Consider the following 19962-nt stretch of genomic DNA (forward strand, 5'->3'; position numbering starts at 1 on the left):
GCTATCTCGCGGTTGCAGCCCCAACCTTGGTTTATATGCCCTTTGTTGATCGGCCCACGCTGGAGCCGGGGGGCTTGGGGCTGTTACCATTCGCCCCTTGTTTTATTTTCAGCTTTATTGCCCATTCGAGACCCGCCATGACCACCGTCCGCACGCGCATCGCGCCATCGCCTACTGGGGATCCCCACGTCGGTACTGCCTACATCGCCTTGTTCAACTACTGCTTTGCCAAGCAGCACGGCGGTGAATTCATCCTGCGGATCGAAGACACGGACCAAGTGCGTTCGACCCGTGAGTCGGAACAGCAGATTTTCGATGCCCTGCGCTGGTTGGGCATTACCTGGGCTGAAGGCCCGGATGTCGGCGGTCCACATGGCCCGTATCGCCAGAGCGAGCGCAGCGACATCTATAAAAAGTACACCCAGCAACTGGTCGACATGGGCCATGCCTTCCCGTGCTTCTGCACCGCCGAAGAACTGGACCAGATGCGCGCCGAGCAACAGGCTCGCGGCGAAACCCCGCGCTACGATGGCCGCGCACTGCTGCTGTCGAAAGAAGAAGTGGCCCAGCGCCTGGCTGCCGGTGAACCTCACGTCATCCGTATGAAAGTGCCGAGCGAAGGCGTGTGCGTGGTGCCAGACATGTTGCGCGGCGATGTCGAGATCCCGTGGGACCGCATGGACATGCAAGTGCTGATGAAGACCGACGGCCTGCCGACGTACTTCCTGGCCAATGTGGTCGATGACCACCTGATGGGCATCACCCACGTGCTGCGTGGCGAAGAGTGGCTGCCATCGGCGCCCAAGTTGATCCTGCTTTACGAATACTTCGGCTGGGAACAGCCGCAGCTGTGCTACATGCCGCTGCTGCGTAACCCGGACAAGAGCAAGCTGTCCAAACGCAAGAACCCGACCTCGGTGACCTTCTACGAGCGCATGGGCTTCATGCCTGAAGCGATGCTCAACTACCTGGGCCGCATGGGCTGGTCGATGCCGGACGAGCGCGAGAAGTTCTCGCTGCAGGAAATGGTCGATAACTTCGACCTGTCCCGCGTCTCCCTGGGCGGGCCGATCTTCGATATCGAGAAGCTGTCGTGGCTCAACGGCCAATGGCTGCGTGACCTGCCGGTGGAAGAATTCGCCAGTCGAGTGCAGCAGTGGGCGTTGAACCCCGAGTACATGATGAAGATCGCCCCGCTGGTGCAGGGCAGGGTGGAGACGTTCAGCCAGGTCGCTCCGCTGGCCAGCTTCTTCTTTGCCGGGGGCGTGAACCCGGATGCCAAGCTGTTCGAGTCGAAGAAACTCTCGGCCGACCAGGTTCGCCAGTTGATGCAGTTGATCCTGTGGAAACTTGAAAGCCTGCGCCAGTGGGAGAAGGACGCCATCACCGCAACCATCCAGGCGGTGGTCGAGTCCCTGGAGTTGAAACTGCGCGATGCCATGCCGCTGATGTTTGCCGCGATTACCGGGCAGGCCAGTTCGGTGTCGGTACTTGATGCGATGGAAATCCTCGGTCCTGACCTGACCCGCTTCCGTCTGCGCCAAGCCCTTGATTTGCTGGGCGGTGTGTCGAAGAAAGAAAACAAGGAATGGGAAAAGCTGCTGGGTGCTATCGCCTAGTTAAGCGCTGGTAAGGTCAAAACCCCGGCTTTCCGGGGTTTTGACGGTAAGTGATTGTTATCCCGGCAAAAAACTTTGAAAATTGTTGAAAATAAATTTGACAGCCTTTCAAAGTGCCATTAAGATTCGCCCCGTCCTCACCGATGAGGGGCTATAGCTCAGCTGGGAGAGCGCTTGCATGGCATGCAAGAGGTCAACGGTTCGATCCCGTTTAGCTCCACCAATTTACAGGTTCAAGGTCTGGCCACACCGTCCTTGAATTGATCAGGCCTAGCTTGATCAGGTTGTACAGAAGGTTTTGTCCCCTTCGTCTAGTGGCCTAGGACACCGCCCTTTCACGGCGGTAACAGGGGTTCGAGTCCCCTAGGGGACGCCAGTTTCAACAAGCAGCTCGCAAGGTCTGCTGCGCCGCGAGGCGAAAAATCCGGGGCTATAGCTCAGCTGGGAGAGCGCTTGCATGGCATGCAAGAGGTCAACGGTTCGATCCCGTTTAGCTCCACCAATTTACAGGTTCAAGGTTTGGCCACACCGTCCTTGAACTGATCAGTCTCAGCCTGATCATGTTGTATAGAAGGTTTGTGTCCCCTTCGTCTAGTGGCCTAGGACACCGCCCTTTCACGGCGGTAACAGGGGTTCGAGTCCCCTAGGGGACGCCACGATTACCCGCTCTGCGGGATTTATAAGGGTCATTCGATTATTGAATGGCCCTTTTGTTTGTCTGGCGTTTGGGTTTTCTCCCTCCCTCTACAAAAATCTCTTCTGACCAGCGGTCGAATTCAGCGCTTGCTAAAAAGTATTATGAAGATAATATTTTAGCCGTAATATTCGGAGGCCGTCATGAGCGATAAAAAAGCGCAAACCCGTGAACGTATTCTGCAAGCCGCCAGCTCCGCGCTGATTCAGCGTGGCCCGGCCGAACCGAGTGTGGGTGAGGTCATGGGGGCCGCGGGCCTGACCGTTGGCGGCTTCTACGCCCACTTTGAAAGCAAGGACGCCTTGATGCTGGAGGCGTTCGAGCAACTGCTGGCGCGGCGCCGGGCGTCTATCGAAGATATGGACCCCAGCCTGACAGGCGAAGAGCGCCGCGCCCTGGTGGCGGCGTTCTACCTGTCGCGCAAGCACCGCGATTCTACCGCCCAGGCCTGCCCGATCCCGGCCACGGTGGGCGAGATGAGCCGCTTGCCGGATGAGTTTCGCGATGTGCTGAGCCAGCATGTCGAGCTGATGGCCGCGCAACTGGCCGCCAGCCCGGAAGACACCGACAAAGCCCTGGCCGACATGGCCTTGATGATTGGCGGCCTGGCATTGGCCCGGGCCCTGGGGCCGGGCGAATTGTCGGATCGTGTATTGCGCGCCTCCAAGTCGGCAGTGCGCTGAACAAGGCTTGTGAGCCTGGGGAGTGAAGGGATGAGCACCTTGAACTGGATTCGCCGTGTCAACGGCACCGTGGGCAGGCTGGCGCCGCAAACCATCGCCAACCAGATGCGTCGCGCCTTCATGACGCCTCGGGATCTGCCGCCCCGTGCGTGGGAATTGCCGCTGCTGGCGCAGGCCGAGCGCATCACCTTGCGTTTTGGCCTGTCGGCGCTGCGTTGGGGCCAGGGCCCGGCAGTGCTGATGATGCATGGTTGGGAAGGGCGACCAACCCAGTTCGCCAGCTTGATCGACGCATTGGTGGGCGCCGGTTATTCGGTGATTGCCCTCGACGGCCCGGCCCATGGTCGCTCGCCGGGCCGTGAGGCCCACGTGGTGCTGTTTGCCCGGGCGATGCTGGAAGCGGCCGCTGAGTTGCCGCCGCTGCACGCGGTGGTCGGTCACTCCATGGGCGGCGCCAGTGCGATGCTGGCCATCCAATTGGGCCTGCGCACCAATGCGTTGGTGAGCATTGCGGCCCCTTCCCGTTTGCTCGATGTATTGCGCGGCTTTGCCTCGGTGGTCGGCATGCCGGAGCGGGCGCGTGCAGCGTTTATCCAGGAGGTCGAGTACGCCCTGGGCATCCCGCTCAAGCACCTGGATGTGGCCCACTATCAAATGAATATCCCAGGGCTGATCGTGCATGCCGAAGACGACACCTTCGTCCCGGTCAAGGCCTCACAGATGATCCACGAGGCCTGGTTCGACAGCCGCCTGTTGCGCCTGGAGCAAGGCGGGCATCAGAAGGTCCTGGCCGACCCTCGAGTGGTCGAAGGCGTGCTGGCGCTGCTGGCCGGCTGCCGTGAACCGGCGCGGCAAACCGCTTGAGCCAAGCGATGGGTTACACTGCTGCCCGCCGACATTAATCGACCGGGAGCTGGGCATGGGCTGGGACTTGGCAAAGCCGTTTATCATTGATCTGCAGGTGGCCGCTGAGGACATCGACGGCCTGGGGCATGCCAATAATGCCGTTTACGTCTCCTGGTTGGAGCGTTGCGCCTGGCGCCACTCCCAGCGTCTGGGCCTGGACCTTGCCGAGTACCGGCGCCTGGATCGGGCCATGGCGGTGGTGCGCCATGAAATCGACTATCTGGCAGCCGGCTACGAAGGCGATGAGTTGCAACTGGCGACCTGGATCGTCGATTGGGACCAGCGCCTGAAGATGACCCGGCGCTTCCAACTGATGCGCCCCAGTGATGGCGCCACCTTGTTGCGTGCGCAAACCACCTTTGTCTGTATCGAACTCTCCAGCGGCAAGCCCAAGCGCATGCCGGCGGAGTTTATCGAAGGCTATGGCGTGGCGATCCACATCTGACAAGGGGGTTAACGGTTGCTGTGGGAAACCCAGTAAACTGCGCCACGTTTTTCGTTGAGTGTTTTCCATGCAAATTGCCTTGGCGCCCATGGAGGGGTTGGTCGACAACATCCTGCGGGACGTGCTGACCCAGGTGGGCGGTATTGATTGGTGCGTGACCGAATTTATCCGGGTCAACGACCGCCTGCTGACTCCGGCCTATTTTCACAAGCTTGCTCCTGAACTGCTGCACGGTGCCAAAACCGCTGCGGGCGTGCCTTTGCGTGTGCAGTTGCTGGGCTCTGATCCCGTGTGCCTGGCGGAAAACGCCGCGCTGGCCTGTGAGTTGGGGTCTGAGGTGATCGACCTGAACTTTGGCTGCCCGGCCAAGACGGTCAACAAGTCCCGCGGCGGCGCGGTGCTGCTCAAGGAACCGGAACTGCTCAACCAGATCGTCGAGCACGTACGTCGTGCGGTGCCGGCGCATATCCCGGTGACCGCCAAGATGCGCCTGGGCTTCGACAGTCCGGACGGTGCGCTGGTGTGTGCCACTGCTCTGGCGGAAGGTGGTGCGGCACATATCGTGGTGCATGCGCGGACCAAGGCCGATGGCTACAAGCCGCCAGCCCATTGGGAGTGGATCCCGCGTGTGCAGGACGTGGTCAAGGTACCGGTGTTCGCCAACGGTGATATCTGGAGTGTTGAAGACTGGCGACGCTGCCGCGAGATCAGCGGTGTCGAGGACATCATGCTCGGTCGCGGCCTGGTGGCGCGTCCCGACCTGGCCCGGCAAATCGCCGCCGCACGTGCCGGTGAAGACGTGGTGGAGATGAGTTGGGAGGAGATGCAGCCCATGCTCCGGGAGTTCTGGACGCAGTCTGTAGCGCAACTGACTGAGCGCCAGGCACCAGGTCGTCTGAAGCAGTGGCTGGCGATGCTGACGCGCAACTACCCGCAAGCTGTAGAGCTGTTTACCGCGCTGCGCCGGGAAACCGACCTTCAGCAGGTCAGCCGTTTGCTCGGAATGCCTCACCCCCAAGGGGTCTGAAAATTTTCTTACGGCCTCTCTTGAAATGTACTTGGCGGTCCTTATCTAGGGATTACACGATGCCGAATTCGGGTCGTGGAGATAAAGAACCTTGCTGATTATTTCAGGAGATTTGACCATGAGTACCGCATTTTCCCTGGCACCGCTGTTTCGCTCTTCCGTGGGTTTCGACCGTTTCAACGACCTGTTCGAAACCGCGCTGCGCAACGAGCCGGGCAGCAGCTACCCACCCTATAACGTCGAGAAGCACGCTGAAGACCAATACCGCATCGTGATCGCGGCGGCCGGTTTCCAGGAAGACGATTTGGAGTTGCAGGTAGAGAAAGGCGTCTTGACCGTCAGTGGTGGCAAGCGTGACACCAAGGCCGAGAACGTCACCTATCTACATCAAGGCATTGCCCAGCGCGCCTTCAAGTTGTCGTTCCGCTTGGCGGACCATATTGAGATCAAGGCCGCAGACCTGAGCAATGGATTGTTGAGCATTGACCTGCTGCGAGTAGTGCCGGAAGAGGCAAAGGCCAAGCGCATCCCGATCAATGGGGGGCAGAAGCCGGCCCTGCAACACTGAGTCTATATTTTTAAGTTTTTCATCTCTTCAAGAAAGGGCGCCTCTGGCGCCCTTTTTTTGTTTAAGGCGCTAAGGGCGGGAGTAAGTGATTTAACCAGTAGCGCTACGGTTGTTGTTTAGTTGAAAAGTGCCGATTGGTTTTTTGTACTAGTGAGTGTGTGTAACTTGTTTTTAGTTTTGCCCAAGTTTGGAAGGTGTGAAGCGGATTGTGTTTTTTGGTTTTACTGTGCGTGACCACTGTATTTTTCGCGCGGGAAATATCACGGGCCGTCCTGTGAAAGATTGAGGAATCATGACGTTTTTTTTCATCGAGGCAGTTTATTAACGGGTATGACGTTGTTTTCCCCAGGAAAAGCGCTGGGAAGCTGATTTTCTGCAGAAGTCCATAGGTAAAAGTCTGAAGTTCTCTATTAGTGTCCTTATGTTTTCAGGGATTTCTGGAACCCGAACGCTTTTTGCTCCACGAAATCATGGACTTTGATTCGGTTGCTACCGTTTCAAGTCATCAGTAAATCGTGTTCGTTATGGGTATTTGAATGCCCTGGTGCTTTTCTGAAAAAGAGGGATGACTAATGTCTTATCTATCTGTTAATAATCCTCCGAGCGTTAATGTCGGTAATCATCAGCTTGATCGGGCCGCGCCGGTAGCTGCTCAGGTTGGAAGTGTTGACGCAAGTAAGCCGCTGGGGGCTAAGCCGAGTGTTTTGCCAGATTATAACCGTACCGTTGCGAATGGGCGGGAAAGTACAGTCGTCAGTACCGACGCACTTTCAAAACTGCTTGATATGTTTGAACTTCTTTTTAAGGCGATGCGAGATGTGCTGTCTGGCAAAAAACACTCTCCTGATGTTTTGCCGACAATGGACAAGCCGACTGAAGTGAAATCCCAGCCTGGGGATAACCCGGCCCTCCCAGGCAAGGAATTGAAAGCACCGATTGACGCGGGTAAGCCGGTAATTTCAGGCAAAGACTTAAAAAACCAGCTCGATAGGGACAAACCGGCCGAGAAGAAGCCGCAAGCCGAGAGCCAGCCGGCGGTTCCGGGCAAGGACACCAAAGTGCTGCTCGAGACGGACAAACAGGCCGAGAAGAAGCCGCAAGCCGAAAGCCAGCCGGCGGTTCCGGGCAAGGACACCAAAGTGCTGCTCGAGACGGACAAACAGGCCGAGAAGAAGCCGCAAGCCGAAAGCCAGCCGGCGGTTCCGGGCAAGGACGCCAAAGTGCTGGTCGAGGCGGACAAGCAGGCCGAGAGCAAGCCCTTAATCCCGGGCAAGCAACCCGCAGTGTCGCCGGATATCAGGGTCTTGCCCCGGGTTCCAGATACAGACTCCAAAGTGTCCTCCGACTCAGTGGTGCGGGTGAACGTCAATATCAACAACTGCCATTGCCCGGCGGACGCTCATTCGGCGATTGACGTTCGTACGAAGTCTGGTTCGGTACCTGCGTCGCTGGTACCCGTGATCACGACGAATGTGACACCCGAGTTGGAGCCCCAGCGGCCCGTGCCCATGATCAGCAGTCGTGTGAAACCCGGCGTGGTCCCCCAACCGGCGCCGCCAGTGGTCGATAGTCGCGTGAAGTCTGGCCCGGAACCCAGGGTGGTAGTACCCCAGACCGACGCCCGTGTAGAACCTGATGCCTTGCCACTGCCAACCCCAGCAGTACAGCCGGACAAGCCGTTGCCAGGGACTGACCTGACCTCCCCGGGCCCAGACTGCGGTCCGGATGAAATGGGTTGGGCTACGGCCCTCTCTCGTCGGCCCTAGTACCTCTTCAGAGCCTGTAAACCTTTAAATTCAACCAGTTGCTTCTCCGGTCAGTGACCGGCCGGAGGGGCACTTAGTGGGGGTCAGAATCATGTCCGTGTTAAACGTTAACAGCGCTGTACACCTCATGTGTGATTGTTCGGGACGGCAGGGGGAGGCGTTTCATGGCGCCACCCAGAGGCCCTCGATACAGCGTTTGGGGGGCAGCACGGCTTCCCGTCAGCACTCGGTAAATAACTACTTCAAGCGGGCGACGGGTGAGTTGAAGAAGCCTGCGGTGGACTTGCAGGCCATTATTTCGATGTTCAGCGCTTTCTTGAGCCAGCTTTCAGCATTGCTGTCAGGCCGTAACGAACAAGACACCGTAAAGGTTGTTCCCGAGCCGGTCAGACCAGAGGTCAAGCCAACACCGGTAGTGCCAGAACCGGAGACGGCACCTACACCTCTTCCTGACCTATCGAGTAAGCGCAATGGGGCCAAGTGTGACGATATCTGGGGCGGTTTCCGCCAAGGGCCAGATGGCAATTGCGTGACTGTTTCGGCGATCAAGGCAGCCATGCATAAGTTTGGGCAAAGCCCTACCGATGTTTATAAACGCGTTCGTAAAACCGCCCAGGGCTATGAGGTCACAATGCGAGATGGCTATTACTTGACCGTGAGCCACCAGGAGTTGAAGCAGGCGGCTGCAGGGGCACGGTTTTTTGGACGAGACAAAGGCGCACTCAAGGATGCTGAGTTCATGTTTGCTTGCAGTGTCAAGCGTGCGCATTTGGATAATAACGATGGCAGGGCTGCGAGAAGTTTTAGCGCGGCGATACGCAGTCTCAATAATGGCGAAGATGAAAATGGTCCCGGTGAAGGTTTTCAGCGGCTGGGCTTAATACATTATATGAAACGTGTCCCTGTAAGCGCCCTGGCCCGGGGGCAGGTAGGGATGGTCAATCGGGCCATGCATTCGGTTGCAGTGATTGATGGTCGGGAGGAGTTGTGGGGCCGAAAAGGCAGGGCGCCAACGTACGGGGATGCAGTGGCGCTGATCGGTTGAGTGAAGTTGTAGAGGGGGCTGTCGAGTAAGCTTTAAAAATAAGAGTCGTTGTAGTTATCCTGCGCAGGTTTTTGTTATTCATTTTTCTGGCTTTTCAATATCTGGCATTTGTTGTTTTTTAACAATGCGTTTTTGTCGTGTCTTTAATATTGTTGTGGGTAGGGGGTGTCATGAATATAAGTATGTTTAATCCGTTATTTACTGATGGTTATAGGGCAGCTCTTGAGCCGGCCAATAGTTTTTCCTCAGGTGAGTTGTCGACGAAACGGGGCAAGAAACCCGATGATATCTTGAATGCTTTTACCGCCACCCCGCGTGGTTTTGGTGAGTGCTTTGATAGCAGCACCCATGCGGCGGTTATTAAAATGATGATGATGACATTTGGTCAAAACCCACGGGATATGTTTGAGGAAGTGAAAGTCGCGGGGGATGGTTATGACATCACGATGAAAGATGAGTTTAAGGTGCATATTTCCAAAGAGGAACTAAAACTGACGGCGAAGGCATCGCGATTTGCTGGCAATGACAGTTCGGCCATTGCCGATGCCAATGTTGTGCTGGCGGCGTTTGCCAAGCGTAAACAACAAACCGGGGAATATGGCAGTTTCGAGCAGGCCTTACGCAAGAGCCTTGAAGGCGAAACCACGCAGAACTGCCTGCGGGGCATGGGAATGATTGGTTTTGCCCAGTTTGTGCCCACTACTGATATGGCCGCCAGCGGCGCGTTGGGTGTGGTGGAGACACATAATTTTGGCTCGGCCTTTGTCATGGATAGCACCCAGCATAACTACGGACACAAGCAAAGAGTTGATCGAAGTTACGGGTATATGTTGTTCAATGACACGCAGGCGCCGGAGGCATCGCCCGCAAGTCTCGAGACAGGTGCGCTGAAGTTATCCCGTGCGCCCGTGGGTGTCCCCCCCGCTGATATCTGGAGTGGCTTTTATCAAGGGGTAGAAGGCAACTGTGTCACCGTATCAGCGATCAAGGCGGCGATGATGAGGTTTGGGCAACGCCCGCAAGACATCTTTAAAAAGGTCACGGTCACCGCTGAAGGCTATGAAGTGGTCATGAGAGATTCTTATAAGTTGACCCTGACCCATGATGAGCTGAGAAAGGCCCAGGCAGCCTCCAACTTGAAGGGCACCAATCCGTCATTGCTGGCCGATGCCAATTTCTTGTACGCCGCGAGTGCCAAACGGGCGCAGTGGGAGAACAACGACGGCCGTGCTCGTCAGAGTTTTGAGATGGCCATGGAAACCCTGAACGACGGTGAGTATCCGGGAGCGGCGCTGCGCAGGCTTGGGCTGTCGGCCTATGTCCGTGAAAGCACGGTAAAAGAACTGATAAATGGGGCGATTGGCACCCTGGCCAACTCCCACCACTCGGTGGTGGTCATTGGCGGGATGCTGGATATGTATGGGCAAAAGTGCAATTTGGTCCAATCGCAATGGCAGGACTACTTCCTGCGTGCGTTGAAGTTGGTGTAAGGCAAATGCAGGGCTGAGGGTATTTGGCACTCTCCCTGCGCTTACCTCAATAGCCGCGTAAATGCCTCCAGGGGCAATGGCCGGCTGTGCAAATAGCCTTGATACAAATGGCAGCCCAGGCCTTGCAGGAACGCCAGTTGCTCAGGGGTTTCCACACCTTCGGCAATCACCTCCAGGTTCAGGCTGCGCGCCATGGCCACGATCGCGCGGATGATCTCGGCGTCGTTGGGGTCGTGGGTGGCGTCGCGCACAAATGACTGATCGATTTTCAACGCATCGACCGGCAGGCGCTTGAGGTAGGTCAAGGATGAATAACCGGTGCCGAAATCGTCCATGGCAAAGCTGACCCCGAGCTTTTTCAGGCGGCGCATTTTGCTGATGGTGTCGTCCAGATTCTGAATCACAATGCCTTCGGTGATTTCCAGTTTCAGCAAGCTGAACGGCAAGTGATGCTGCGTCAGACTGCGCTCCACCCGTTCGACAAAGTCGTTCTGGCGAAACTGCCGGGGGCTGATATTCACGCACAGGCTGAAGCCTTCCGGCTCCACCAGGCCTTCGGCGATCAGGCGGGCAAACGCGGCGCAGGCTTCGTCGAGGATCCAGGTGCCGACCTCAAGGATCAGTCCGCTGTCTTCTAGGACCTTGATGAACTCTGTGGGTGACTGTGCCCCCAGTTGCGGATGCTGCCAGCGCACCAGGGCCTCGGCGCCGACAATGCGATTGTCCCGGGCATCCACCTGGGGCTGGTAATGCACGCTGAACTCGCCCCGTGATAACGCCAGGCGCAGATCCGTCTCCATGCGCAGGCGCTCGCTGGCAGTGCGTTGCATGCTGTTATGGAACATCTGCGTGGTGTTGCGCCCCGAGTCCTTGGCCCGATACAGGGCGATATCCGCGCGCTTGAGCAGGTCCGCCGGCGTCGAGCCGTGATCGGGGATCAGCGCCACGCCGATACTGGGGGTGACCTGCAAGCGCTGGCCATCGAGAAACATTGGCTCGGACAGCAACTCGCGCAGGGTGTTGGACAGCAATTGCACCTGTTTACTGACCTCAGTTCGCGAACCCTCCAGGCCGCTGAGCAGCACCACGAACTCATCGCCGCCCAGGCGCGCCACCGTGTCCTCCATGCGCACGCTGGCTTCCAGGCGTGCGGTGACGATTTTCAGCACGGTGTCGCCCACCGGGTGGCCGAGGGAATCGTTGATGTGCTTGAAGTGATCCAGGTCCAGAAACAGCAGCGCGCCCCGCAGGTTGTGGCGTTTGAGCAAGGCGATCTGCTGGCTCAGGCGGTCCATCAGCAGGGCGCGGTTGGGCAGGTTGGTCAGGGGGTCGTGATAAGCCAGGTGACGGATCTGCGCCTGCGCACTTTTCAGCAGGCTCACATCCCGTGCGGTCAGCAGCAGGCACGGCGTTTCATTGAGGGTAATCGGCTCGACCGACACCTCCACCGCCAGCAACTCGCCGCGTTTGTTGTGCCAGAGCATGTCCATGTGATGGATGCGGCCTTTGACCTGTAATTCGGCCAACAGCGTGGTGCGCTGGTTTTCGTCGGCCCAGATACCGATCTGGTAGAGGGTCAGGCCGATCGCTTCCTCGGCGCGGTAGCCGGTCAGGCGGCAGAAACCGTCATTGACCTCCACGTAGCGCCCAGTGTCGCGCTCGGTAATGGACACGGCGTCGGGGCTGGAATGGAAGGCCTTGGCGAACTTTTCTTCGCTGGCCTTGAGCGCCGCCTCCGAGCGCTGTTGCTGGGTGATATCGCGCAGGGTGGTGACCACGCAGCGCTGGTGGCCGACCTTGATCAACCGGCTGGAAATCATGCAGGTCAGGCGCTGGCCATTTTTGTGATGGACGATGATGGCCACATTGTTCAGCGCCTGTTCGCGAATCACTTGCTCGATGCGCTGCAGGCGTTGGGTCGGCTCATCCCACAAGCCGATCTGCTCGGCGGTGTGGTTGATGACTTCGGCGGCGCTCCAGCCAAAGGTCTGGGTAAAGCTGGGGTTGATCTCAACGAATTCGCCGCTGGCCAGAGTGGTCACGCAAATCGGGTCGGGGCTGGCGAGGAACAGGCTGGCGAACTTTTCTTCGGAGGCGCTCAGGCGCTGTTCACGTTCGACCTGGTCGGTGATATCCAGCAAGGTGCCCGCCATGCGCAGCGGCGCGCCCTGGGCGTCGCGATACAGGCGGGCGCGGCTTTCCAGGTAGCGCGAGCTGCCGTCTCCCAGTTGCACGCGGTAGGTCAACTGGTAGTTGCCGGCTGGCCCTTCACGCAGGGTGCGATAGGCATCGCGCATGCTGGCGCGCTCTTCATCGGGCATGCCTTCAAAAAAAGCATCGAAGGACTCATGGAACGGGTGCGGATCCAGGCCGTGCAACTGTGCGGCCCGCGCCGAGCCATAAAGCATGCCGCTGGGGATATGCCAGTCCCAGGTGCCCAGTTGGGCCGAGTCCAGGGCCAGGTCCAGGCGCTCCTGACTGTCCTTGAGAGCCTGCTCGGCGTTCTTGCGCTCGGTGGTGTCGAGGAAGGTGCTGATGAGGTAGGCCTGGCCGTCGAGTTCGACTTTTTGCGCACTGAGGGTGCCGTCATGGATTTGCCCATTGCTGGCGCGAAATTGCACCTCCATGGTGATCGGTTCGCCTTTGCGCTGGGTCGCCCTGACCAACAGGGCCCGTTGCTCGGGGTGGACCCACAGCCCCAGGTCGAGGGTGGTGCGACCAATGGCATCGTTGACCGGCCAGCCGAACAGGCTTTCGAAATACTGGTTGGCCTCGCTGATCAGGCCGTCTTCCTGGCGGGTCAGCAGGACCATGTTCGGGCACAGGTGGAACAGCGTGGCGAAGCGTTTTTCCGAGTGGCCCAGGGCGTGTTCGCGCTCGCGCTGCTGGGTGGTTTCACGGATCACCCCGATCATCCGGCGGCGCCCCGAGGCATCCGGCTGCAGGCTGCCGTTGATTTCCAGCCAGTGCAGGCTGCCGTCCGGCCACTGGATGCGGTGATGCATGGCTTGCTCGAAGGGCGCGCCGGCCAGGACCGCGTGAAACGCGCGGATCACGCGGCCGCGGTCTTCGGCGGCCAGCAAGTCGAGGTAGTCCAGGTCCTTGGGCAACGGCTGCCGGGGGTCGAAACCGAACAGCGCCTGGGTGCCGCGCGACCAACTGATCCGCCCGCAGTCGATATCCCAGCTCCAGGCACCGAGCCGTGCGGCATTGAGCGCCGCCAACAGCTGCGGGGCATTTTCCCAGCTTTGTTCCGCCTGCTGGGGGTCCAGGGCGTGGATGCGGGGCAGCGGCGGCACGGGATCGACGGGGTTGGGCATTATCAAGGGGCCTTGGCTCGATGGGCATTCGGCGCGGGAACAGGGTCTACAGGCCGCACGGCCTCATGCCGGCGTCGCGGCCGGATCAACCTGTGCATCCAGTAGGCTCATGAAAGCCCGCGCAGCGTTCGACAGCGTCCTTTCGGTGTGCACGATATAGCCTAGCTGGCGACTGAGCTGTATGCCCGGTAAAGCGATACTGGCCACTTGATCATCAAGCATGGTGCGCGGCAACACACTCCAGGCCAGGCCGATGGAGACCATCATCTTGATGGTTTCCAGGTAGTTAGTGCTCATGGCGATGTTCGGCGTCAGGCCCTGGGCCTCGAACAGGCGGTGCACGATATGGTGGGTAAAGGTGTTGCCGCCGGGGAATACCGCCGGGTGCCGGGCAATGTCGGTCAGGCTGATGGTGCCGTTACTGGCCAGGCTGTGTTCGGGCGCCACCACGAAATCCAGGGGGTCGTCCCACACCGGGGTGGCCCGCACCAGGCTGTGGGGCTCCGGGGCCAGGGTGATGACCGCCACTTCGGCGCGGCCGTGGAGGATTTCCTCGTAGGCCACTTCCGAGTCCAGGAACTGAATATCCAGGGCCACATTCGGGTATTCCCGGGTAAAGGTGCGCAATACCGGGGGGAGGCGATGCAGGCCGATGTGATGGCTGGTCGCCAGAGTCAGGCGCCCGCTGACTTCGCCGGTCAGGTTGGTCAGGGCGCGGCGAGTGTCGTCCAGCACATTGAGGATCTGATAGGCACGGGGCAGCAGGGCGCGTCCGGCCTCTGTCAGGCCGACCTCACGGCCCAGCCGATCGAACAAGCGCACCTTCAATTGCTGCTCAAGGCCGGCAATGCGCTTGCTGATCGCCGGTTGCGTCAGGTGCAGGCGCTCTCCGGCCCCGGAGAAGCTGCCGGTTTCGGCGATGGCAATAAAGGCATTGAGGTTGGCCAGGTCCATAGTGGTATTCCAGTCGGTTATCCAAAGCATAAAAAATATGAATTTGAGTTATTTAATGTAACGCCATAGCATCAGCCTCACAAGCCAAAGGGTTATTGAATCGTTCAACGCCCAGGGCATAGAAAGACGCTGATGAGGACCGACTGATGGCCGGCAAAACGCTTTACGACAAACTCTGGGATTCCCATGAAGTGAAACGGCGCGATGATGGGTCGTCGCTGATCTACATCGACCGTCACATCATCCACGAAGTGACCTCGCCCCAAGCGTTCGAAGGCCTGCGACTGGCCGGGCGCAAGCCTTGGCGCGTCGACTCGATCATCGCCACCCCGGACCACAACGTGCCAACCACCCCGGAGCGCAAGGGCGGCATCGAAGCCATTGCCGACCAGGTCTCGCGCTTGCAGGTCCAGACTCTCGACGACTATTGCGACGAGTACGGCATCACCGAATTCAAGATGAACGACGTGCGCCAGGGCATCGTCCACGTGATCGGCCCGGAGCAGGGCGCGACCTTGCCGGGCATGACTGTGGTCTGCGGCGACTCCCACACCTCGACCCACGGTGCATTCGGCGCCCTGGCCCACGGTATTGGCACCTCCGAGGTAGAACACGTGTTCGCCACCCAGTGCCTGGTCGCCAAAAAAATGAAGAACATGCTGGTGCGCGTCGAAGGCAAGTTGCCGTTCGGTGTGACCGCCAAGGACATCGTGCTGGCCGTGATCGGCAAGATCGGTACCGCTGGCGGTAATGGGCATGCCATCGAGTTTGCCGGCAGCGCGATTCGCGACCTGTCCATCGAAGGCCGCATGACCATCTGCAACATGTCCATCGAAGCCGGTGCCCGGGTGGGCATGGTCGCGGCGGATGAAAAAACCGTGGAATACGTCAAAGGCCGACCTTTCGCACCGGCTGGCGCCGAGTGGGAGGCTGCCGTCGAGGCCTGGAAAGACCTGGTGTCCGACGCCGACGCGGTGTTCGATACCGTGGTCGAGCTCGACGCGGCCCAGATCAAGCCACAGGTCAGCTGGGGCACCTCGCCGGAAATGGTCCTGGCCGTTGATCAGAACGTGCCGGACCCGGCCCAGGAAGCCGATCTGGTCAAGCGCGGCTCCATCGAGCGCGCCTTGAAGTACATGGGCTTGAAAGCCAACCAGGCGATCACCGACATCCAGTTGGACCGCGTGTTTATCGGTTCCTGCACCAACTCGCGGATCGAAGACTTGCGCGCCGCGGCGGTGATCGCCAAGGGCCGCAAAGTGGCCTCGACCATCAAGCAAGCCATTGTGGTGCCAGGTTCGGGCCTGGTGAAGGCCCAGGCTGAGGCCGAAGGGCTGGACAAGATCTTCCTCGAAGCCGGTTTTGAATGGCGTGAGCCGGGCTGCTCGATGTGCCTGGCGATGAACCCGGACCGTTTGGAGTCGGGGGAGCATTGCGCGTCCACCTCCAACCGTAACTTCGAAGGGCGTCAGGGCGCCGGTGGCCGTACCCACCTGGTCAGCCCGGCCATGGCCGCCGCCGCTGCCGTCAACGGTCGTTTCATCGACGTTCGCGAATTGATCTGAGGAATACCCGATGAGAGCTTTTACCCAACACACCGGTCTTGTCGCGCCGTTGGACCGTGCCAACGTGGACACCGACCAGATCATCCCCAAGCAGTTCTTGAAGTCGATCAAGCGCACCGGTTTCGGCCCGAACCTGTTCGATGAGTGGCGCTACCTGGACGTGGGCTACGCCTACCAGGACAACTCCAAGCGCCCGTTGAACAAGGATTTTGTGCTCAACGCCGAGCGCTATCAGGGCGCCAGCGTGTTGTTGGCCCGGGAAAACTTCGGTTGCGGCTCCAGCCGTGAACACGCGCCGTGGGCCCTGGAAGAATATGGCTTTCGCAGCATTATCGCGCCGAGCTACGCCGACATCTTCTTCAACAACAGCTTCAAGAACGGCTTGCTGCCGATCATCTTGAGCGATGCCGAAGTGGACGAGTTGTTCCAGCAAGTGGAAGCCAATGTCGGTTACCAGTTGACCGTCGACCTCGCCGCACAGACCGTGACCCGTCCGGATGGCAAGGTGTACCACTTTGAAGTGGATGCCTTCCGCAAACACTGCCTGATCAATGGCCTGGACGATATTGGCCTGACCTTGCAGGACGGCGAGGCGATTGCCGCGTTTGAAGCCAAGCACCGGGCCAGCCAGCCTTGGTTGTTTCGTGATGCGTAATTCTATGTAGGTTGGACTGGCCCCTTCGCGAGCAAGCCCGCTCTCACATTCGACCGAGTTCCTTCAGTTGAAATGCGCTCAAATGTGGGAGCGGGCTTGCTCGCGAAAGGGCCTGTATGAACACCACAAAAGCCAGGAACATCACCATGACCAGCACCGCCCACACCCAAGTCGTGCAAAAGCAATTCGGCGAACAGGCCTCGGCCTACCTGAGCAGTGCCGTGCACGCCCAGGGCACCGAGTTCGCACTGCTGCAGGCCGAACTGGCCGGGCAGGGCGCGGCACGCCTGCTGGACCTGGGCTGTGGCGCCGGTCACGTGAGTTTCCATGTAGCACCGCTGGTCAAGGAAGTGGTGGCCTACGACCTGTCCCAGCAGATGCTCGACGTGGTCGCCGCGGCGGCCGTGGAGCGCGGCCTGGACAACATCCGCACCCTGCACGGCGCCGCCGAGCGCCTGCCATTCGCCGATGGCGAGTTCGACTTCGTGTTCAGCCGCTACTCGGCCCATCACTGGAGCGACCTCGGCCTGGCCCTGCGCGAAGTGCGCCGGGTGCTCAAGCCGGGCGGCGTGGCGGCGTTTGTCGATGTCTTGTCACCGGGCAGCCCGCTGTTGGACACTTACCTGCAAACCGTCGAAGTGCTGCGCGACACCAGCCATGTGCGCGATTATTGCGCCGGCGAGTGGATGCGCCAGCTCAACGAAGCCGGCCTGCATGTGCGCAACAGCAGTCGCCAGCGCCTGCGCCTGGAATACACCTCGTGGGTCGAACGCATGCGCACCCCGCCCGTGTTGCGCGCAGCAATCCTGGCGTTGCAGCAGGCGATGGGCCAGGAAGTGCGCGATTACTATGAAATTCAAGCCGACGGCACCTTCAGCACCGACGTGCTGGTGGTGTTCGCTGAGCGCTGATTAATTTTTCCCGACCTGCCCACGGGCGGGTCGCTTGATGAAATGAGGAACTCATGAACAAGCAGATTCTGATTCTCCCTGGCGACGGTATTGGCCCGGAAATCATGGCCGAAGCGGTCAAGGTCCTGGAATTGGCCAACAGCAAGTACAGCCTGGGCTTTGAATTGAGCCACGACGTGATCGGCGGCGCCGCCATCGACAAGCACGGCGTGCCCCTGGCCGATGAAACCCTCGACCGCGCCCGAGCTGCCGACGCCGTGCTACTCGGCGCCGTGGGCGGGCCGAAATGGGACAAGATCGAACGCGACATCCGCCCAGAACGCGGCCTGCTGAAGATCCGTGCGCAACTGGGCCTGTTCGGTAACCTGCGCCCGGCGATCCTCTATCCGCAACTGGCCGACGCGTCGAGCCTCAAGCCGGAAGTGGTGGCAGGCCTGGATATCCTGATCGTGCGTGAGCTGACCGGTGGCATCTACTTCGGCTCGCCACGGGGCGTGCGTGAGCTGGAGAATGGCGAGCGCCAGGCCTACGACACCCTGCCGTACAGCGAGAGCGAAATCCGCCGCATCGCCCGTGTCGGTTTCGACATGGCCCGTGTGCGTGGCAAGAAGGTCTGCTCGGTGGACAAGGCCAACGTCCTGGCGTCCAGCCAACTGTGGCGCGAAATCGTCGAAGAAGTGGCCAAGGATTACCCGGACGTCGAGCTGAGCCACATGTATGTGGATAACGCCGCCATGCAACTGGTGCGTGCGCCCAAGCAGTTCGACGTGATCGTCACCGACAACCTGTTTGGCGACATCCTGTCCGACCAGGCTTCGATGCTCACCGGTTCCATCGGCATGCTGCCGTCGGCGTCCCTGGACACCAACAACAAGGGCATGTACGAGCCGTGCCACGGTTCGGCGCCGGACATCGCGGGCCAGGGCATTGCCAACCCGTTGGCGACCATTTTGTCGGTGTCGATGATGTTGCGCTACAGCTTCAACCTGAGCGCAGCGGCGGATGCCATCGAGCAGGCGGTGAGCCTGGTGCTGGACCAGGGCCTGCGTACCGGCGACATCTGGTCACAGGGTTGCACCAAGGTCGGGACGCAGGAAATGGGCGACGCAGTAGTCGCCGCGCTGCGGAATCTGTAATCTCTCTGGCCCGCTTGCAGTTGTTGCTGCAAGGCGGCCCACTTTTTAACAAGGTGTAGTTGCGATGAAACGTGTAGGTCTGATCGGTTGGCGCGGTATGGTCGGTTCCGTGCTCATGCAGCGGATGCTGGAAGAGCAGGATTTCGATCTTATTGAGCCGGTGTTTTTCACCACTTCGAATGTCGGTGGCCAAGGGCCGTCCGTGGGCAAGGATATCGCCCCGCTCAAGGACGCCTACAACATTGAAGAGCTGAAGACCCTCGACGTCATTCTGACCTGCCAGGGTGGCGACTACACCAGTGAAGTCTTCCCCAAGCTGCGCGAAGCCGGCTGGCAGGGCTACTGGATCGACGCCGCGTCCAGCCTGCGTATGCAGGACGACGCGGTGATCATCCTCGACCCGGTCAACCGCAAGGTCATCGACCAGCAGCTCGACGCCGGCACCAAGAACTATGTCGGCGGCAACTGCACCGTCAGCCTGATGCTGATGGGCCTGGGTGGCCTGTTCGAAGCCGGGCTGGTGGAGTGGATGAGCGCCATGACCTATCAGGCGGCCTCCGGTGCCGGCGCGCAGAACATGCGTGAGCTGATCAAGCAGATGGGCGCGACCCACGCGGCCGTCGCCGATCAACTGGCCGACCCGGCCAGCGCGATCCTCGATATCGACCGCCGTGTGGCCGAGGCCATGCGCAGCGACGCCTACCCGACCGAGAACTTCGGCGTGCCCTTGGCCGGCAGCCTGATCCCGTGGATCGACAAGGAACTGCCGAACGGCCAGAGCCGCGAAGAGTGGAAGGCCCAGGCCGAGACCAACAAGATCCTCGGGCGCTTCAAGAACCCGATCCCGGTGGACGGTATCTGTGTGCGGATCGGCGCCATGCGCTGCCATAGCCAGGCGCTGACCATCAAGCTCAACAAAGACGTGCCGATCGCCGACATCGAAGGGCTGATCAGCCAGCACAACCCATGGGTCAAGCTGGTGCCGAACAGCCGCGAAATCAGCATGCAGGAGCTGAGCCCGACCAAGGTCACCGGCACCCTGAATGTACCGGTGGGCCGTCTGCGCAAGCTGAACATGGGCACCCAGTACCTGGGCGCCTTCACTGTAGGTGACCAGCTGCTGTGGGGCGCGGCCGAGCCGCTGCGCCGGATGTTGCGGATCCTGCTGGAGCGTTGAT

Annotated in this window: 16 protein-coding genes and 4 tRNA genes; 18 read left to right on the forward strand and 2 right to left on the reverse strand. The window is 59.7% G+C overall.

Features of this window, described 5'->3' with window-relative positions:
- Nucleotides 1–137 precede the first annotated feature (137 nt).
- The 13 genes from gltX (at nucleotide 138) to HBO24_RS10875 (ending at nucleotide 10243) form a co-directional block, all read left to right on the forward strand.
- On the forward strand, nucleotides 138–1619 hold the full coding sequence (gltX, locus tag HBO24_RS10815; RefSeq protein ID WP_057960187.1) for a glutamate--tRNA ligase: 1482 nt from the start codon (nucleotides 138–140) through the stop codon (nucleotides 1617–1619).
- Nucleotides 1620–1766: 147 nt separating this feature from the next.
- Nucleotides 1767–1842, forward strand: a tRNA-Ala gene (locus HBO24_RS10820).
- Between the two features lie 77 nt (nucleotides 1843–1919).
- A tRNA-Glu gene (locus tag HBO24_RS10825) sits at nucleotides 1920–1995 on the forward strand.
- Between the two features lie 50 nt (nucleotides 1996–2045).
- Nucleotides 2046–2121 (forward strand) — tRNA-Ala (locus tag HBO24_RS10830).
- 78 nt (nucleotides 2122–2199) lie between these two features.
- Nucleotides 2200–2275: transfer RNA gene (locus tag HBO24_RS10835), tRNA-Glu, on the forward strand.
- Nucleotides 2276–2456: 181 nt separating this feature from the next.
- Entirely contained in the window at nucleotides 2457–2996 is a 540-nt protein-coding gene (locus tag HBO24_RS10840) for a TetR/AcrR family transcriptional regulator (protein WP_057438596.1), read from the forward strand.
- 30 nt (nucleotides 2997–3026) lie between these two features.
- Nucleotides 3027–3860: an alpha/beta fold hydrolase gene (locus tag HBO24_RS10845; protein ID WP_115128640.1), complete on the forward strand. Its 834-nt coding sequence runs from the start codon at nucleotides 3027–3029 to the stop codon at nucleotides 3858–3860.
- 55 nt (nucleotides 3861–3915) lie between these two features.
- Nucleotides 3916–4347, forward strand: coding sequence for a thioesterase family protein (locus HBO24_RS10850; RefSeq protein ID WP_057438598.1), 432 nt, complete (start codon nucleotides 3916–3918; stop codon nucleotides 4345–4347).
- Nucleotides 4348–4414: 67 nt separating this feature from the next.
- Complete coding sequence (locus HBO24_RS10855) at nucleotides 4415–5374, forward strand: tRNA-dihydrouridine synthase (protein WP_057438599.1); 960 nt, start codon at nucleotides 4415–4417, stop codon at nucleotides 5372–5374.
- A gap of 118 nt (nucleotides 5375–5492) precedes the next feature.
- Nucleotides 5493–5942, forward strand: a complete 450-nt coding sequence (locus tag HBO24_RS10860; protein WP_057438600.1) for an Hsp20 family protein — start codon at nucleotides 5493–5495, stop codon at nucleotides 5940–5942.
- Nucleotides 5943–6514: 572 nt separating this feature from the next.
- Entirely contained in the window at nucleotides 6515–7708 is a 1194-nt protein-coding gene (locus tag HBO24_RS10865) for a hypothetical protein (protein ID WP_170059684.1), read from the forward strand.
- Nucleotides 7709–7799: 91 nt separating this feature from the next.
- On the forward strand, nucleotides 7800–8753 hold the full coding sequence (locus tag HBO24_RS10870) for a hypothetical protein (protein ID WP_233092153.1): 954 nt from the start codon (nucleotides 7800–7802) through the stop codon (nucleotides 8751–8753).
- Between the two features lie 170 nt (nucleotides 8754–8923).
- A complete protein-coding gene (locus HBO24_RS10875) occupies nucleotides 8924–10243 on the forward strand; it encodes a hypothetical protein (RefSeq protein WP_170044358.1) in 1320 nt (439 codons plus the stop codon).
- 41 nt (nucleotides 10244–10284) lie between these two features.
- On the opposite strand, the gene HBO24_RS10880 is transcribed toward HBO24_RS10875, so the two are convergent.
- Together HBO24_RS10880 and HBO24_RS10885 are read right to left on the reverse strand one after the other, a co-directional pair.
- Nucleotides 10285–13563 carry an EAL domain-containing protein gene (locus tag HBO24_RS10880; RefSeq protein WP_057438602.1) on the reverse strand — a complete coding sequence of 1093 codons (3279 nt, stop codon included), beginning with the start codon at nucleotides 13561–13563 and terminating at the stop codon, nucleotides 10285–10287.
- 63 nt (nucleotides 13564–13626) lie between these two features.
- Nucleotides 13627–14517: a LysR family transcriptional regulator gene (locus tag HBO24_RS10885; RefSeq protein WP_057438603.1), complete on the reverse strand. Its 891-nt coding sequence runs from the start codon at nucleotides 14515–14517 to the stop codon at nucleotides 13627–13629.
- Between the two features lie 146 nt (nucleotides 14518–14663).
- Between HBO24_RS10885 and leuC the strand changes: the two genes are divergently transcribed.
- The 5 genes from leuC to asd all read left to right on the forward strand — a co-directional run bounded on the left by leuC (nucleotide 14664) and on the right by asd (nucleotide 19961).
- Nucleotides 14664–16082, forward strand: coding sequence for a 3-isopropylmalate dehydratase large subunit (leuC, locus tag HBO24_RS10890; protein ID WP_057438604.1), 1419 nt, complete (start codon nucleotides 14664–14666; stop codon nucleotides 16080–16082).
- Between the two features lie 10 nt (nucleotides 16083–16092).
- Nucleotides 16093–16737: a 3-isopropylmalate dehydratase small subunit gene (gene leuD / locus HBO24_RS10895; protein ID WP_057438605.1), complete on the forward strand. Its 645-nt coding sequence runs from the start codon at nucleotides 16093–16095 to the stop codon at nucleotides 16735–16737.
- 146 nt (nucleotides 16738–16883) lie between these two features.
- Nucleotides 16884–17648, forward strand: a complete 765-nt coding sequence (locus tag HBO24_RS10900; RefSeq protein WP_057960179.1) for a class I SAM-dependent methyltransferase — start codon at nucleotides 16884–16886, stop codon at nucleotides 17646–17648.
- A 53-nt stretch (nucleotides 17649–17701) separates the two neighbouring features.
- A complete protein-coding gene (gene leuB, locus HBO24_RS10905) occupies nucleotides 17702–18784 on the forward strand; it encodes a 3-isopropylmalate dehydrogenase (RefSeq protein ID WP_115128635.1) in 1083 nt (360 codons plus the stop codon).
- A gap of 64 nt (nucleotides 18785–18848) precedes the next feature.
- Nucleotides 18849–19961: an aspartate-semialdehyde dehydrogenase gene (asd, locus tag HBO24_RS10910; protein WP_057444111.1), complete on the forward strand. Its 1113-nt coding sequence runs from the start codon at nucleotides 18849–18851 to the stop codon at nucleotides 19959–19961.
- The last annotated feature ends 1 nt before the right edge of the window (nucleotide 19962 follow it).

It is taken from the genome of Pseudomonas sp. WS 5410 (assembly GCF_012985645.1).
Classification (GTDB): Bacteria; Pseudomonadota; Gammaproteobacteria; order Pseudomonadales; family Pseudomonadaceae; genus Aquipseudomonas; species Aquipseudomonas shahriarae.